This is a genomic window from Pseudomonas sp. D1-36 (genome assembly GCF_051132205.1).
Lineage (GTDB): Bacteria > Pseudomonadota > Gammaproteobacteria > Pseudomonadales > Pseudomonadaceae > Aquipseudomonas.
On record NZ_CP071674.1, the window covers coordinates 142,090 to 157,643 of the forward strand.

Below are 15,554 nucleotides of genomic sequence, written 5' to 3' on the forward strand. Positions count from 1 at the left end.
TACGGGCGTTTCAGGCAAAACATCATTACCGGATCGGTAACGCTTTGCCTTGATACAAATCAAAACGCCCCGACAAGTCGGGGCGTTTTGATAAACAGCTGACGCTTATTCCACTGCTTTGACCATGTCTTCGATGACCTTCTTGGCGTCGCCGAACACCATCATGGTCTTGTCGAGATAGAACAGCTCGTTGTCCAGGCCGGCATAACCGCTGGCCATCGAGCGCTTGTTGACGATGATGGTCTTGGCCTTGAACGCCTCAAGAATCGGCATGCCGGCAATCGGCGACTTCGGATCGTTCTTCGCCGCCGGGTTGACCACGTCGTTGGCGCCCAGCACCAACACCACGTCGGCCTGGCCGAACTCGGAGTTGATGTCTTCCATCTCGAATACCTGGTCGTAAGGCACTTCGGCCTCGGCCAGCAGGACGTTCATGTGGCCGGGCATACGACCGGCAACCGGGTGGATTGCGTATTTCACCGTCACGCCGTGGTGGGTCAGCTTCTCGGTCAGTTCTTTCAACGCGTGCTGCGCCCGGGCGACCGCCAAGCCGTAGCCTGGAACGATGATCACCGTATCGGCGTTGGTCAGCAGGAAAGTCGCGTCGTCAGCCGAGCCGGATTTCACTGGGCGGGCTTCTTTGGAGCCTGCCGGGCCAGCAGCATCTGCGGCGTTGCCGAAACCGCCGAGCAGTACGTTGAAGAACGAGCGGTTCATCGCCTTGCACATGATGTACGAGAGGATCGCGCCGCTCGAACCCACCAACGAGCCTGCAATAATCAGCATCGAGTTGTTCAGCGAGAAGCCGATGCCTGCTGCGGCCCAACCGGAATAGCTGTTGAGCATCGAGACCACCACCGGCATGTCCGCACCGCCGATCGGGATGATGATCAGCACGCCCAGGACAAACGCCAGGGCCAGCATCAAGGCGAATGCGCCGAGGTTGCCGGTGAACATGAAAGCCAGGCCCAGGCCCAGTGTGGCGAGGCCCAGGATCAGGTTGAGCTTGTGCTGACCGCCAAACTGCACCGGAGCGCCTTGGAACAGGCGGAACTTGTACTTGCCCGACAGCTTGCCGAAGGCGATCACCGAACCGGAGAACGTGATTGCGCCGATTGCCGCGCCAAGGAACAGCTCCAGACGGTTACCCGCCGGAATCGAATCCCCCAATTGCTTGACGATGCCCAGCGATTGCGGCTCGACGACAGCGGCGATGGCAATGAACACCGCCGCTAGGCCGATCATGCTGTGCATGAACGCCACCAGCTCCGGCATCTTGGTCATCTCGACACGCTTGGCCATGATCGAACCGGCGGTGCCGCCGATCAACAAGCCAACGATGACATAACCAATGCCGGCGGTCGCCAGCTCGGCTCCCAGTTTGTAGATAAGTCCGACGGTAGTAAGCACCGCCAATGCCATGCCGAGCATGCCGAACAGGTTGCCGCGACGGGAGGTGGTAGGGTGCGACAGGCCTTTGAGGGCTTGGATGAAGCAGATGGACGCAATCAGGTAGAGCGTCGTTACCAGGTTCATGCTCATTACTTGGGCGCCTCTTCTTTTACGGCTTTCGGGGCTTTTTTCTTGAACATCTCGAGCATGCGGCGCGTCACCAGGAAGCCACCGAACACGTTCACCGCAGCCAGGGCCACGGCGAGAGTACCCATGGTCTTGCCCAGAGGCGTTACGGTCAGGGCGGCGGCGAGCATCGCGCCGACGATCACGATGGCCGAAATGGCGTTGGTCACCGCCATCAGCGGCGTATGCAGCGCAGGCGTTACGTTCCAGACCACGTGGTAACCGACATAAATGGCCAGCACAAAGATGATCAGGTTGTAGATACCGGGGGAGATAAGCTCTTCCATTGTCTGAATCCCTGCTTAGGCGTTTTTGCGGATGACTTGGCCGTCGCGGCACATCAGGCACGCTGCGACGATGTCGTCTTCCAGGTTCACGTCGAACTGGCCTTCCTTGGTGAAGACCAGCTTCAGGAAGTCCAGCAGGTTACGGGCGTACAGCGCCGAGGCATCGGCCGCGACTTCGCCAGCCAGGTTGGTCGGGCCGACGATGGTGACGCCGTTCTCGACAACCACCTGGTCGGCCACGGTCAGCGGGCAATTGCCGCCCTGGGCTGCCGCGAGGTCGATGACCACCGAGCCGGGTTTCATTTGCGCGACGGTTTCGGCGCTTAGCAGCGTCGGTGCCTTGCGGCCCGGAATCAGTGCCGTGGTAATGACAATGTCAGCTTGTTTGGCGCGCTCGTGCACAGCCTGGGCCTGACGCTGCATCCAGCTGGCAGGCATGGGCCGGGCGTAACCTCCAACGCCGACGGCGCATTCACGCTCTTCGTCGGTTTCGTAAGGCACGTCGACGAACTTGGCGCCGAGGGATTCGATTTGTTCCTTTACCGCGGGCCGCACATCCGAAGCCTCGATCACAGCACCCAGGCGCTTGGCCGTGGCAATTGCCTGTAGCCCCGCCACACCGGCGCCAAGGATCAATACTCGCGCCGCTTTCACGGTGCCCGCCGCTGTCATCAGCATCGGCATGAAGCGTGGATAATGATGGGCGGCCAGCAGCACGGCCTTATACCCGGCAATGTTCGCTTGAGACGACAACACATCCAGGCTTTGGGCCCGGGACGTGCGTGGGGCGGCCTCAAGGGCGAATGCGGTAATGCCGCGCTCGGCCAGCTTGGTAATGGTCTCGTTATTGAACGGATTGAGCATGCCCACCAGAACGCTGCCGCTCTTGATCAGCCCCAGTTCGCTATCGCTGGGGGCGACCACCTTGAGGATCAGTTCGGCCCCGAACGCATCGCTGGCGCTGCCAATAGTTGCGCCCGCCGCTTCGTAAGCACTGTCGACCACGCTGGCCTTGATACCGGCGCCGCTTTGAACAGTAACCTTATGGCCTTGGCCGATGAGCTTCTTGATGGTTTCCGGGGTAGCAGCAACCCGTGTTTCACCCGTTTGGGTTTCGAGGGGAACACCAATGTGCACGTCAAATCTCCTGCGTGATCTTATTGAGTAAACCCAGGTACTTCGGATGGTGCGGCTGGGGCGGCCGATCAGCACGACCTCGCCTCTTCAGGCGGGGCGCGGCATTTTGCAGGCGAAAATTCTGCCCTTCAAGGGATTATGACGTGTGACGAAAAATTAACTACAAGTCACCCTGTGACCAAGTGTCGCAACCATCAGGTTCAATTGCCCGTGAAGCCTTGTTCTTAAAGGGATAGCCGGACAATCGTCTTACTTTTTACATTGCCAAGGTGAATACGTAGGCATGCGTTGGAAATGTGGCTCAAAGCCACGTATTTAGCCGGTTGTGGAACGATTGTACTTCGTCCATAACAGTTTGGTTTTATGCGACATAAACTTATATCTGTAGCGATCCTAATAAACTGACTACGTAGTCAACATCGCAATTTTGCATTGCTATTCAAGGAGATAGCCCTTGGCTTGGTTTACCAGCCAGTCGCGAAACGCCTGAAGCGAAGCAGATTTCACCTTTCGTTCGGGAATCATCAGGTAATACGCCTTGATGCTCGACAATGCATTGCGATTGGCGATTACCAAACGACCCTCCGCCAGTTCGCGCTGGATCAGAAAAGGCGGGATCAACGCGATTCCCATGTCATGCATGGCTGCTTGGGCCAACATCGAGAATAGTTCATAACGCGGGCCTGTCAGGTCCCGTGCAATGTTCAGCTCCTGCGAGCTGAACCATTGGCGCCATGCATAGGGGCGGGTGGTCTGCTGAAGCAGTGGCAATTGAGCAATAGCCTCCGGTGTCAGCGCCTTTCGGTTTCCCAGTAATGCCGGGCTGCATACCGGCATCGGGTTTTCGCCCATCAACTTGTGGGATTCGGTACCGGACCAATCGGCATCGCCGAAATAGATGGCGGCATCAAAATCGGTGTCGGCAAAGAGGAAAGGGCGTGTTCGGTTGGTCAGGTTGACCGTAACTTCGGGGTGCTGTTTTTGAAAATCCTTCAGCCGTGGCAACAACCATTGCGTACCGAATGTTGGCACTACCGCCAGCTCGATGACGTTCGCGCCGGTATGGCCCATGACTGACAGAGTGTCACGCTCGACCGCGTCCAGCTGCATGGCAATCCGACGACTGTAGGAAAGCCCTGCTTCGGTCAACTTTACGCCGCGCCTTGAACGTCGAAAGAGTTCCACGCTCAGAAACTCTTCCAGGCTGGCAACCTGTCGGCATATCGCGCCCTGTGTGAGCGAAAGCTCTTGCGCGGCCTTGGTAAAGCTTTCATGGCGGGCCGCGGCCTCGAAGCTGACCAGGGCGGCGGTGCTGGGAATCTTGCGGCGCATGTACGGAGATCTCACTCGTGAAGGGCGTAAACGGCCTTTTCGCCTTTTACGGAGTGAGAAATTAGCACAACAGCATGCGGAATCCTCGTTTGCTCTCGTAGGAAACCGCGCCTAGGATCAATCCACAAATTTTCATCTCATTGGCGAGGTTTCTCATGGCCGGTAAAGCGAGCTTCAACTGGATCGACCCACTGTTGTTGGATCAGCAGCTCACAGAAGAAGAGCGAATGATTCGTGACACCGCCGAACAATTTGCCCAGCAGAAGCTCGCGCCTCGAGTGCTGGAAGCGTTCCGTCATGAAAAGACCGACCCGGCGATTTTTCGTGAAATGGGCGAAGTGGGCCTGCTGGGGGCGACCATTCCCGAGCAATACGGTGGCAGCGGATTGAACTATGTCAGCTATGGCCTTATTGCCAGGGAAGTGGAGCGCGTCGATTCCGGCTATCGCTCGATGATGAGCGTGCAATCCTCGCTGGTCATGGTGCCCATCAATGAATTCGGGACCGAGGCGCAAAAACAGAAATATTTACCGAAGCTAGCTTCGGGCGAATGGATCGGCTGTTTCGGCCTGACTGAGCCAAACCACGGTTCCGACCCGGGCGCGATGATTACTCGCGCGCGGAAAGTGGAAGGCGGCTACAGCTTGACGGGTAGCAAGATGTGGATCACCAACAGCCCGATCGCTGACGTGTTTGTCGTCTGGGGCAAAGACGACGCTGGCGATATCCGCGGCTTCGTCCTGGAAAAAGGCTGGAAAGGCCTGAGTGCGCCGGCTATTCACGGCAAGGTCGGGCTGCGCGCGTCGATTACTGGCGAAATCGTCATGGACAATGTATTCGTTCCGGAGGAGAACATCTTTCCAGACGTCCGAGGCCTGAAGGGGCCGTTTACTTGCCTGAACTCGGCACGCTATGGCATCTCCTGGGGGGCGTTGGGGGCCGCTGAGTTTTGCTGGCACACCGCCCGCCAGTACACGCTTGATCGGCAACAGTTCGGACGCCCGTTGGCGGCAAATCAGTTGATCCAGAAGAAGCTGGCCGACATGCAGACGGAAATCACCCTCGCGCTGCAAGGCTGCTTGCGTTTGGGGCGCATGAAAGACGAGGGCTCGGCTGCGGTGGAGATTACCTCGATCATGAAGCGTAATTCTTGCGGTAAATCTCTGGATATCGCGCGCATGGCCCGTGACATGTTGGGCGGCAACGGTATATCCGACGAATTCGGCATTGCTCGTCACCTAGTGAACCTGGAAGTGGTGAATACCTACGAAGGCACCCATGATGTCCATGCGCTGATCCTGGGGCGCGCGCAAACCGGTATTCAGGCGTTCTATTAATAGGAGACCGGCGATGGGCGCGCTTTCGCATCTGAGGGTATTGGATTTATCAAGGGTCCTGGCCGGGCCTTGGGCTGGGCAGATCCTGGCGGACCTGGGCGCGGATGTCATCAAGGTCGAGCGCCCTGGCAATGGCGATGATACGCGTGCGTGGGGCCCGCCCTTCCTTAAGGACGCTTACGGCGAGAACACGACCGAGGCGGCTTATTACCTAGCGGCCAATCGCAACAAGCAATCGGTCACGATCGATTTTACTCGCCCCGAGGGCCAGAAGCTGATCCTAGAGCTAGCGGCGAAGTCCGACATTCTGATCGAAAACTTCAAGGTGGGTGGACTCGCTGCCTATGGCCTGGATTACGACTCGATAAAGGCTATCAATCCGCAGTTGATCTATTGTTCGATCACCGGTTTTGGCCAGACGGGGCCATATGCCAAGCGCGCCGGGTATGACTTCATGATCCAAGGGCTGGGAGGCTTGATGAGCCTTACCGGTCGACCGGAAGGGGAAGAGGGAGCTGGGCCGGTGAAAGTCGGTGTTGCATTGACGGATATTCTGACCGGCTTGTATTCGACCGCTGCCATCCTGGCGGCGTTGGCTCATCGCGACCATGCCGGCGGTGGGCAGCATATCGATATGGCTTTGCTGGATGTTCAGGTGGCATGCCTGGCCAACCAGGCAATGAATTACCTGACCACAGGCAGTGCGCCGAAGCGGTTGGGAAATGCGCATCCCAATATCGTGCCTTACCAAGATTTTCCCACAGCTGATGGTGACTTCATCCTTACGGTGGGTAACGACGGTCAATTTCGAAAATTCGCCGAGGTCGCCGGCCAACCGCAGTGGGCCGATGATCCCCGGTTCGCGACGAACAAGATGCGAGTGGCGAACCGGGCGGCACTGATCCCGTTGATTCGCCAGGCGACGGTATTCAAGACGACTTCCGAGTGGGTGGTTCAGTTGGAGCAAGCCGGAGTGCCGTGTGGCCCTATCAACGATTTGGCCCAGGTGTTTGCCGATCCTCAGGTGCAGGCTCGCGGGTTGGCGATCGAGTTGCCCCACCTGTTGGCCGGTACAGTGCCGCAAGTAGCCAGTCCTATTCGCTTGTCCGATACGCCGATTGAATATAGAAACGCGCCTCCCTTATTAGGCGAACATACGATGGAGGTGTTGCAGCGGGTACTGGGGCTGGATATTGCAGCGATAGCGACCTTGCGGGACTCCGGCGTCCTGTAGCCTCCCTTCTATATAGAAGGGCGCTTGCGGTCATTTGGGTATCTGATTGATAGAAAACAAAATAAAGGGTTGACGGCAAATTCTGGATGTCTATAATTCGCCCCACTTCCGGCGCAGTCGAAACGGAAAACTCCTTGAGTTTCAATGAGTTAACCAAGTTTCGGTAAGTGCTTCGCTTCAGTTCATCGAAGCACGGAAGGAGTGGGTAGGCCGGTTTGTTGGGCGCTATCGACGGTTCGATCTTCTCGGTCGAAAGCGGTAAAAAAGAGGTGTTGACAGCAGCGAGTAACGCTGTAGAATTCGCCTCCCGCTAACGAGAGATCGAAAGCGCAAGTGGTTGAAGTTGTTAAGGATTTCCAAGCGAAACTTTGAAAACTTCTTAAAATAACCGCTTGACAGATACACGGGGCGCTGTAGAATGCGCGCCTCGGTTGAGACGAAAGGCTCAACCCACCGCTCTTTAACAACTGAATCAAGCAATTCGTGTGGGTGCTTGTGGAGTCAGACTGCTAGTCAACAGATTATCAGCATCACAAGTTACTCCGCGAGAAATCAAAGATGTAACCAACGATTGCTGAGCCAAGTTTAGGGTTTTCTCAAAACCCAAAGATGTTTGAACTGAAGAGTTTGATCATGGCTCAGATTGAACGCTGGCGGCAGGCCTAACACATGCAAGTCGAGCGGCAGCACGGGTACTTGTACCTGGTGGCGAGCGGCGGACGGGTGAGTAATGCCTAGGAATCTGCCTGGTAGTGGGGGATAACGCTCGGAAACGGACGCTAATACCGCATACGTCCTACGGGAGAAAGCAGGGGACCTTCGGGCCTTGCGCTATCAGATGAGCCTAGGTCGGATTAGCTAGTTGGTGAGGTAATGGCTCACCAAGGCGACGATCCGTAACTGGTCTGAGAGGATGATCAGTCACACTGGAACTGAGACACGGTCCAGACTCCTACGGGAGGCAGCAGTGGGGAATATTGGACAATGGGCGAAAGCCTGATCCAGCCATGCCGCGTGTGTGAAGAAGGTCTTCGGATTGTAAAGCACTTTAAGTTGGGAGGAAGGGCATTAACCTAATACGTTAGTGTTTTGACGTTACCGACAGAATAAGCACCGGCTAACTCTGTGCCAGCAGCCGCGGTAATACAGAGGGTGCAAGCGTTAATCGGAATTACTGGGCGTAAAGCGCGCGTAGGTGGTTCGTTAAGTTGGATGTGAAATCCCCGGGCTCAACCTGGGAACTGCATTCAAAACTGTCGAGCTAGAGTATGGTAGAGGGTGGTGGAATTTCCTGTGTAGCGGTGAAATGCGTAGATATAGGAAGGAACACCAGTGGCGAAGGCGACCACCTGGACTGATACTGACACTGAGGTGCGAAAGCGTGGGGAGCAAACAGGATTAGATACCCTGGTAGTCCACGCCGTAAACGATGTCAACTAGCCGTTGGGAGCCTTGAGCTCTTAGTGGCGCAGCTAACGCATTAAGTTGACCGCCTGGGGAGTACGGCCGCAAGGTTAAAACTCAAATGAATTGACGGGGGCCCGCACAAGCGGTGGAGCATGTGGTTTAATTCGAAGCAACGCGAAGAACCTTACCAGGCCTTGACATCCAATGAACTTTCCAGAGATGGATTGGTGCCTTCGGGAGCATTGAGACAGGTGCTGCATGGCTGTCGTCAGCTCGTGTCGTGAGATGTTGGGTTAAGTCCCGTAACGAGCGCAACCCTTGTCCTTAGTTACCAGCACGTTATGGTGGGCACTCTAAGGAGACTGCCGGTGACAAACCGGAGGAAGGTGGGGATGACGTCAAGTCATCATGGCCCTTACGGCCTGGGCTACACACGTGCTACAATGGTCGGTACAGAGGGTTGCCAAGCCGCGAGGTGGAGCTAATCCCACAAAACCGATCGTAGTCCGGATCGCAGTCTGCAACTCGACTGCGTGAAGTCGGAATCGCTAGTAATCGCGAATCAGAATGTCGCGGTGAATACGTTCCCGGGCCTTGTACACACCGCCCGTCACACCATGGGAGTGGGTTGCACCAGAAGTAGCTAGTCTAACCTTCGGGGGGACGGTTACCACGGTGTGATTCATGACTGGGGTGAAGTCGTAACAAGGTAGCCGTAGGGGAACCTGCGGCTGGATCACCTCCTTAATCGACGACAGCAGCGGCTCCATGAGCTCCCACACGAATTGCTTGATTCATTGAAGAAGACGATAGAAGCAGCTTTAAGCTCCAAGCTGATAGCTCACAGCTAACAGTTACAAGCTCGAAATTGGGTCTGTAGCTCAGTTGGTTAGAGCGCACCCCTGATAAGGGTGAGGTCGGCAGTTCGAATCTGCCCAGACCCACCAATTTTGTTATGGGGCCATAGCTCAGCTGGGAGAGCGCCTGCCTTGCACGCAGGAGGTCAGCGGTTCGATCCCGCTTGGCTCCACCATAAACTGCTTCTGAAAGCTTAGAAATGAGCATTCCATCCGCGGGATGATGAATGTTGATTTCTAGTCTTTTGATTAGATCGTTCTTTAAAAATTTGGGTATGTGATAGAAAGATAGACTGAACGTTACTTTCACTGGTAACGGATCAGGCTAAGGTAAAATTTGTGAGTGGCTCTTAGAGCCAGATCGAATTTTCGGCGAATGTCGTCTTCACAGTATAACCAGATTGCTTGGGGTTATATGGTCAAGTGAAGAAGCGCATACGGTGGATGCCTTGGCAGTCAGAGGCGATGAAAGACGTGGTAGCCTGCGAAAAGCTTCGGGGAGTCGGCAAACAGACTGTGATCCGGAGATGTCTGAATGGGGGAACCCAGCCATCATAAGATGGTTATCTTGTACTGAATACATAGGTGCAAGAAGCGAACCAGGGGAACTGAAACATCTAAGTACCCTGAGGAAAAGAAATCAACCGAGATTCCCTTAGTAGTGGCGAGCGAACGGGGACTAGCCCTTAAGCTTCTTTGATTTTAGCGGAACGCTCTGGAAAGTGCGGCCATAGTGGGTGATAGCCCTGTACGCGAAAGGATCTTAGAAGTGAAATCGAGTAGGACGGAGCACGAGAAACTTTGTCTGAATATGGGGGGACCATCCTCCAAGGCTAAATACTACTGACTGACCGATAGTGAACTAGTACCGTGAGGGAAAGGCGAAAAGAACCCCGGAGAGGGGAGTGAAATAGATCCTGAAACCGTATGCGTACAAGCAGTGGGAGCCCACTTTGTTGGGTGACTGCGTACCTTTTGTATAATGGGTCAGCGACTTATTTTCAGTGGCGAGCTTAACCGAATAGGGGAGGCGTAGCGAAAGCGAGTCTTAATAGGGCGTCTAGTCGCTGGGAATAGACCCGAAACCGGGCGATCTATCCATGGGCAGGTTGAAGGTTAGGTAACACTGACTGGAGGACCGAACCGACTACCGTTGAAAAGTTAGCGGATGACCTGTGGATCGGAGTGAAAGGCTAATCAAGCTCGGAGATAGCTGGTTCTCCTCGAAAGCTATTTAGGTAGCGCCTCATGTATCACTGTAGGGGGTAGAGCACTGTTTCGGCTAGGGGGTCATCCCGACTTACCAAACCGATGCAAACTCCGAATACCTACAAGTGCCGAGCATGGGAGACACACGGCGGGTGCTAACGTCCGTCGTGAAAAGGGAAACAACCCAGACCGTCAGCTAAGGTCCCAAAGTTATGGTTAAGTGGGAAACGATGTGGGAAGGCTTAGACAGCTAGGAGGTTGGCTTAGAAGCAGCCACCCTTTAAAGAAAGCGTAATAGCTCACTAGTCGAGTCGGCCTGCGCGGAAGATGTAACGGGGCTCAAACCATACACCGAAGCTACGGGTATCACGTAAGTGATGCGGTAGAGGAGCGTTCTGTAAGCCTGTGAAGGTGAGTTGAGAAGCTTGCTGGAGGTATCAGAAGTGCGAATGCTGACATGAGTAACGACAATGGGTGTGAAAAACACCCACGCCGAAAGACCAAGGTTTCCTGCGCAACGTTAATCGACGCAGGGTTAGTCGGTCCCTAAGGCGAGGCTGAAAAGCGTAGTCGATGGAAAACAGGTTAATATTCCTGTACTTCTGGTTATTGCGATGGAGGGACGGAGAAGGCTAGGCCAGCTTGGCGTTGGTTGTCCAAGTTTAAGGTGGTAGGCTGAGATCTTAGGTAAATCCGGGATCTTAAGGCCGAGAGCTGATGACGAGTTACCCTTTGGGTGACGAAGTGGTTGATGCCATGCTTCCAAGAAAAGCTTCTAAGCTTCAGGTAACCAGGAACCGTACCCCAAACCGACACAGGTGGTTGGGTAGAGAATACCAAGGCGCTTGAGAGAACTCGGGTGAAGGAACTAGGCAAAATGGCACCGTAACTTCGGGAGAAGGTGCGCCGGTGAGGGTGAAGCACTTGCTGCGTAAGCCCACGCCGGTCGAAGATACCAGGCCGCTGCGACTGTTTATTAAAAACACAGCACTCTGCAAACACGAAAGTGGACGTATAGGGTGTGACGCCTGCCCGGTGCCGGAAGGTTAATTGATGGGGTTAGCTAACGCGAAGCTCTTGATCGAAGCCCCGGTAAACGGCGGCCGTAACTATAACGGTCCTAAGGTAGCGAAATTCCTTGTCGGGTAAGTTCCGACCTGCACGAATGGCGTAACGATGGCGGCGCTGTCTCCACCCGAGACTCAGTGAAATTGAAATCGCTGTGAAGATGCAGTGTATCCGCGGCTAGACGGAAAGACCCCGTGAACCTTTACTATAGCTTTGCACTGGACTTTGAATTTGCTTGTGTAGGATAGGTGGGAGGCTTTGAAGCGTGGACGCCAGTCTGCGTGGAGCCATCCTTGAAATACCACCCTGGCAACTTTGAGGTTCTAACTCAGGTCCGTTATCCGGATCGAGGACAGTGTATGGTGGGTAGTTTGACTGGGGCGGTCTCCTCCTAAAGAGTAACGGAGGAGTACGAAGGTGCGCTCAGACCGGTCGGAAATCGGTCGTAGAGTATAAAGGCAAAAGCGCGCTTGACTGCGAGACAGACACGTCGAGCAGGTACGAAAGTAGGTCTTAGTGATCCGGTGGTTCTGTATGGAAGGGCCATCGCTCAACGGATAAAAGGTACTCCGGGGATAACAGGCTGATACCGCCCAAGAGTTCATATCGACGGCGGTGTTTGGCACCTCGATGTCGGCTCATCACATCCTGGGGCTGAAGCCGGTCCCAAGGGTATGGCTGTTCGCCATTTAAAGTGGTACGCGAGCTGGGTTTAGAACGTCGTGAGACAGTTCGGTCCCTATCTGCCGTGGACGTTTGAGATTTGAGAGGGGCTGCTCCTAGTACGAGAGGACCGGAGTGGACGAACCTCTGGTGTTCCGGTTGTCACGCCAGTGGCATTGCCGGGTAGCTATGTTCGGAAAAGATAACCGCTGAAAGCATCTAAGCGGGAAACTTGCCTCAAGATGAGATCTCACTGGAGCCTTGAGCTCCCTGAAGGGCCGTCGAAGACTACGACGTTGATAGGCAGGGTGTGTAAGCGCTGTGAGGCGTTGAGCTAACCTGTACTAATTGCCCGTGAGGCTTGACCATATAACACCCAAGCAATTTGTAGACTCGAAAGAGGCCAGATTGCGGTGTTGTGAAGACGAAACGAACCGAAAGTTCGAGATACTCACAAGCAACACGCTATCACATACCCATTTGCTGGAACGTGACCGTAAGGCACGCGCTGGCTACCGAATTTCTTGACGACCATAGAGCATTGGAACCACCTGATCCCATCCCGAACTCAGAAGTGAAACGATGCATCGCCGATGGTAGTGTGGGGTTTCCCCATGTGAGAGTAGGTCATCGTCAAGATTAAATTCCGAAACCCCTATCTGCTGATGCAGGTAGGGGTTTTGTTTTAGTAGAAGTCTTCGATTTTAACCGACACGTTGTTCCTGAACGGGTTGGTCACAGAATTTCTTGACGACCATAGAGCATTGGAACCACCTGATCCCATCCCGAACTCAGCAGTGAAACGATGCATCGCCGATGGTAGTGTGGGGTTTCCCCATGTGAGAGTAGGTCATCGTCAAGATTGAATTCCCAAAACCCCTGTCTGCACCGTAGACGGGGGTTTTGTCGTTTCAGAGCCGGTAATCGGATCATCTCCCTAATTGCTGTCGCGCCCCGGCAAACCCCCAGTCCATTGCTATGCTTGGGTTGTTGGGCGTTTGCAACGAGAGCCCGCGATGTGACTGGTCATGGGGATTCGAATAATGAAAAACCCTTATGCTCCCGGCTTCTGGTGCGCTATTGCGGCGTTGGTACTGCTTTCGGCCACCTATTTCTATGGCGTCATGCTGACTCATCAGCTCGATAAAGCGCTGATTTTCCTTGATAGCGCGTCCGCGCTGATCGGTGTCATATCCATCGCAGTTGTCGCCTGGGCCTCGATGCAAGGCCAGCGCATCAAGAAAAAACAGCTCGAGCAAGGCAAGACCCTGGTGTTGATATGGGACACCAAGGTCGCGCTGCGTCGGGTCGAGACGGTGTTTGATCGCTATTTCTGGGGCAGCTATTGGCAGCCAGGTCGCACGTTCCAAGAGGTCATGGGAGAGCTCACGGGTACACCGTTGGAAAAAAGTCTCGAAGCCTTGAAAATCCAATGCGCGGCCTTGGACGAGCAGGTCGCGCAAGATGATTGGCACTGGCTCAACAACGCTCGTGAACTGTGCGATGTCGCCAATGCCATGGCTAGGGAACGTTACCAGTTGGATTTCTGTGATGGGCGTGCCGACTCGTCGAGTACGGCGGTGATCAATCGTGATTTCGAGGTACTGGTATACACCTGGACGGCACGGCTCAAGACATTTGATCACCAACTGGACGAGATCGAAGTCCAATATTCGTAGACCATTTCTCAAGAACACGCTTTTTCCCCTTTAAACATTGGGCTTGCTGGCGTGCCTGGTGCTAATCTCCTCCACCACTTTTGCCGCGTCGAGCCACAGCCCTTTGCGGGTCAAGGAAGACGGCGACTTTTTCAACCATGGAATACGATCGGGTCTCTCATGAATAAATCAGCAAGCGTACTTCTCGGAATCGTTGTGGTTATCGGCGCTATCAGTGCGGGCGGCGCCTGGTATACCGGGACGAAGCTTGAAGGAGTTTTGAATACAGCCATTGCCGACAGCAACAAGCAATTGCAAACGGCTTTGGCCGGGTCCAACGGTACCGCTTCGATCGAGCTGGTTTCCTTGGATCGTGGAACATTCAGCAGCACTGCGCATTACCGCCTCAAAGGTGAAGGCGAAATGTTTGGTGGCGAATCCGTTGAATTGCTGTTCGTTGATAACATCGAACACGGCCCGCTACCGGTTTCCCGGCTGATGACGCTCAAATGGTTGCCGGTCATGGCTACCAGCCACACCGAACTTGAGCGGACTCCGCTGACCGAAAAATGGTTTGTTGCCGCCAAGGATAAATCGCCGCTCAAAGGCGTTTTCAACCTCGGCTACGATCAGTCCACAAACGGTACATTCGAACTGCTCCCGCTGGATACCAAGCTGGACGAACAATCCCAGCTCATCTTTTCCGGCCTGAAAATCGACGTGGCAGCCAGCGCCCAAGCAGAGAAGATCAAGGCCGACGGTTATATGGACAGTTTCAAACTGAGCACCGTCGCCGAAGATCAAACACCGGTGCAAATCGAGCTTAGCGGTCTGACATTGGCCAGCAACCTGACCAAGAGCACCTACGGCTACTACATGGGTGATAACACCCTGCTGCTGAGTAACAGCAAGACCAGTTTCGGCGAACAGAAATCAGTGCTGGGCCTGAAGAATTTCGAAATGAAGAACAACAGCTCCGAAAAGGGTACCAGCGCTTCGGGGCGTGCCGACTACAAGATCGGTGAGTTGTCTTTCAACGATAAGGTCATTGGTTCGGCGCAGATGGCGGTAAGCCTGAAGAACCTGGATATTCCCGCAACCATGTCGCTGATGCAGGTCTACCAAGCCAAACTGCAGCCATACGAAAAAGCTGCTGCCGAGGCCGCTGAAGCGGGCGAGCCAGCGCCAGAGCTGAATTTGACCGAGGCCGAAGAGGCGCAGGTCAAGGCCGATCTGGAGAAACTCCTGGCGGGCGCCCCACAAGTGGCCCTGGAGAACCTCTCGTTTAATACGGCTAACGGTGAAAGCCGCGCGAGCCTGGTCGTAGACCTGGCCAAGCCACAATCGATGGATCTGCCGCCGGATGAACTAGGCCGTCAATTGCTCGCCCTGCTGGATTTCAAAGTGAAGGTGTCCAAGCCGATGCTTGTGGACCTGCTGACCGTGCAGGCGCAGATGGAAGGCCAGACAGACGCCAAACTGATCGCCGACCAGGCCACTGCCACCAGCGATATGTTCAGCGCCATGGCTGTGGGTACGGAGCTGGCGAAGCTGGAAGGCAACGACGTGGTCACCAACTTGCACTACGCCAACAATCAAGTGGATTTCAACGGACAGAAAATGACCGTTGAACAATTCTCGGCATTTGTGATGAGTAAGTTGGGCGGCGGCGTCGCCGTTCAGTAATACCCCTAAAAGCTCCCCTCCAAAAAACCGGCCCGTGCCCTGCGCACGAGCCGGTTTTTTTTTCTCTTTGAAAACTTCGGCGCTGAAATCTGCATGGATTC

Annotated in this window: 8 protein-coding genes, 2 tRNA genes and 4 rRNA genes; 10 read left to right on the forward strand and 4 right to left on the reverse strand. The window is 54.8% G+C overall.

What is annotated here, in order from left to right:
* Positions 1-105: 105 nt before the first annotated feature.
* The 4 genes from J3P76_RS00705 to J3P76_RS00720 form a co-directional block, all read right to left on the reverse strand.
* Entirely contained in the window at positions 106-1,542 is a 1,437-nt protein-coding gene (locus J3P76_RS00705) for an NAD(P)(+) transhydrogenase (Re/Si-specific) subunit beta (protein WP_434561362.1), read from the reverse strand.
* Positions 1,542-1,865, reverse strand: a complete 324-nt coding sequence (locus J3P76_RS00710; protein ID WP_003187010.1) for an NAD(P) transhydrogenase subunit alpha — start codon at positions 1,863-1,865, stop codon at positions 1,542-1,544. The genes J3P76_RS00705 and J3P76_RS00710 overlap by 1 nt, the downstream gene beginning before the upstream one ends.
* 15 nt (positions 1,866-1,880) lie before the next feature.
* Entirely contained in the window at positions 1,881-3,002 is a 1,122-nt protein-coding gene (locus J3P76_RS00715; RefSeq protein ID WP_434561360.1) for a Re/Si-specific NAD(P)(+) transhydrogenase subunit alpha, read from the reverse strand.
* A gap of 435 nt (positions 3,003-3,437) precedes the next feature.
* The gene (locus J3P76_RS00720) at positions 3,438-4,334 is read right to left on the reverse strand and encodes a LysR family transcriptional regulator (protein WP_420765931.1); all 897 of its coding nucleotides are present in this window, start codon (positions 4,332-4,334) and stop codon (positions 3,438-3,440) included.
* 155 nt (positions 4,335-4,489) lie between these two features.
* Here J3P76_RS00720 and J3P76_RS00725 point away from each other — a divergent pair, with 155 nt between their 5' ends.
* From J3P76_RS00725 to J3P76_RS00770, 10 genes are all read left to right on the forward strand, one after another.
* Complete coding sequence (locus J3P76_RS00725) at positions 4,490-5,671, forward strand: acyl-CoA dehydrogenase (protein ID WP_039593369.1); 1,182 nt, start codon at positions 4,490-4,492, stop codon at positions 5,669-5,671.
* Positions 5,672-5,684: 13 nt separating this feature from the next.
* On the forward strand, positions 5,685-6,905 hold the full coding sequence (locus J3P76_RS00730) for a CaiB/BaiF CoA transferase family protein (RefSeq protein WP_434608523.1): 1,221 nt from the start codon (positions 5,685-5,687) through the stop codon (positions 6,903-6,905).
* A 615-nt stretch (positions 6,906-7,520) separates the two neighbouring features.
* A 16S ribosomal RNA gene (locus J3P76_RS00735) occupies positions 7,521-9,059 on the forward strand.
* 123 nt (positions 9,060-9,182) lie between these two features.
* A tRNA-Ile gene (locus J3P76_RS00740) sits at positions 9,183-9,259 on the forward strand.
* Between the two features lie 10 nt (positions 9,260-9,269).
* Positions 9,270-9,345, forward strand: a tRNA-Ala gene (locus J3P76_RS00745).
* A gap of 241 nt (positions 9,346-9,586) precedes the next feature.
* Positions 9,587-12,478: ribosomal RNA gene (locus J3P76_RS00750) — 23S ribosomal RNA — on the forward strand.
* 154 nt (positions 12,479-12,632) lie between these two features.
* Positions 12,633-12,748, forward strand: a 5S ribosomal RNA gene (gene rrf, locus J3P76_RS00755).
* A gap of 107 nt (positions 12,749-12,855) precedes the next feature.
* Positions 12,856-12,971, forward strand: a 5S ribosomal RNA gene (gene rrf, locus J3P76_RS00760).
* Together the 16S, 23S and 5S rRNA genes with 2 tRNA genes alongside form the textbook arrangement of a ribosomal RNA operon.
* Positions 12,972-13,152: 181 nt before the next feature.
* Positions 13,153-13,788 carry an NADH:ubiquinone oxidoreductase subunit N gene (locus J3P76_RS00765; protein ID WP_420767737.1) on the forward strand — a complete coding sequence of 212 codons (636 nt, stop codon included), beginning with the start codon at positions 13,153-13,155 and terminating at the stop codon, positions 13,786-13,788.
* Between the two features lie 159 nt (positions 13,789-13,947).
* Positions 13,948-15,453, forward strand: a complete 1,506-nt coding sequence (locus J3P76_RS00770; protein WP_434611688.1) for a YdgA family protein — start codon at positions 13,948-13,950, stop codon at positions 15,451-15,453.
* Positions 15,454-15,554 lie beyond the last annotated feature (101 nt).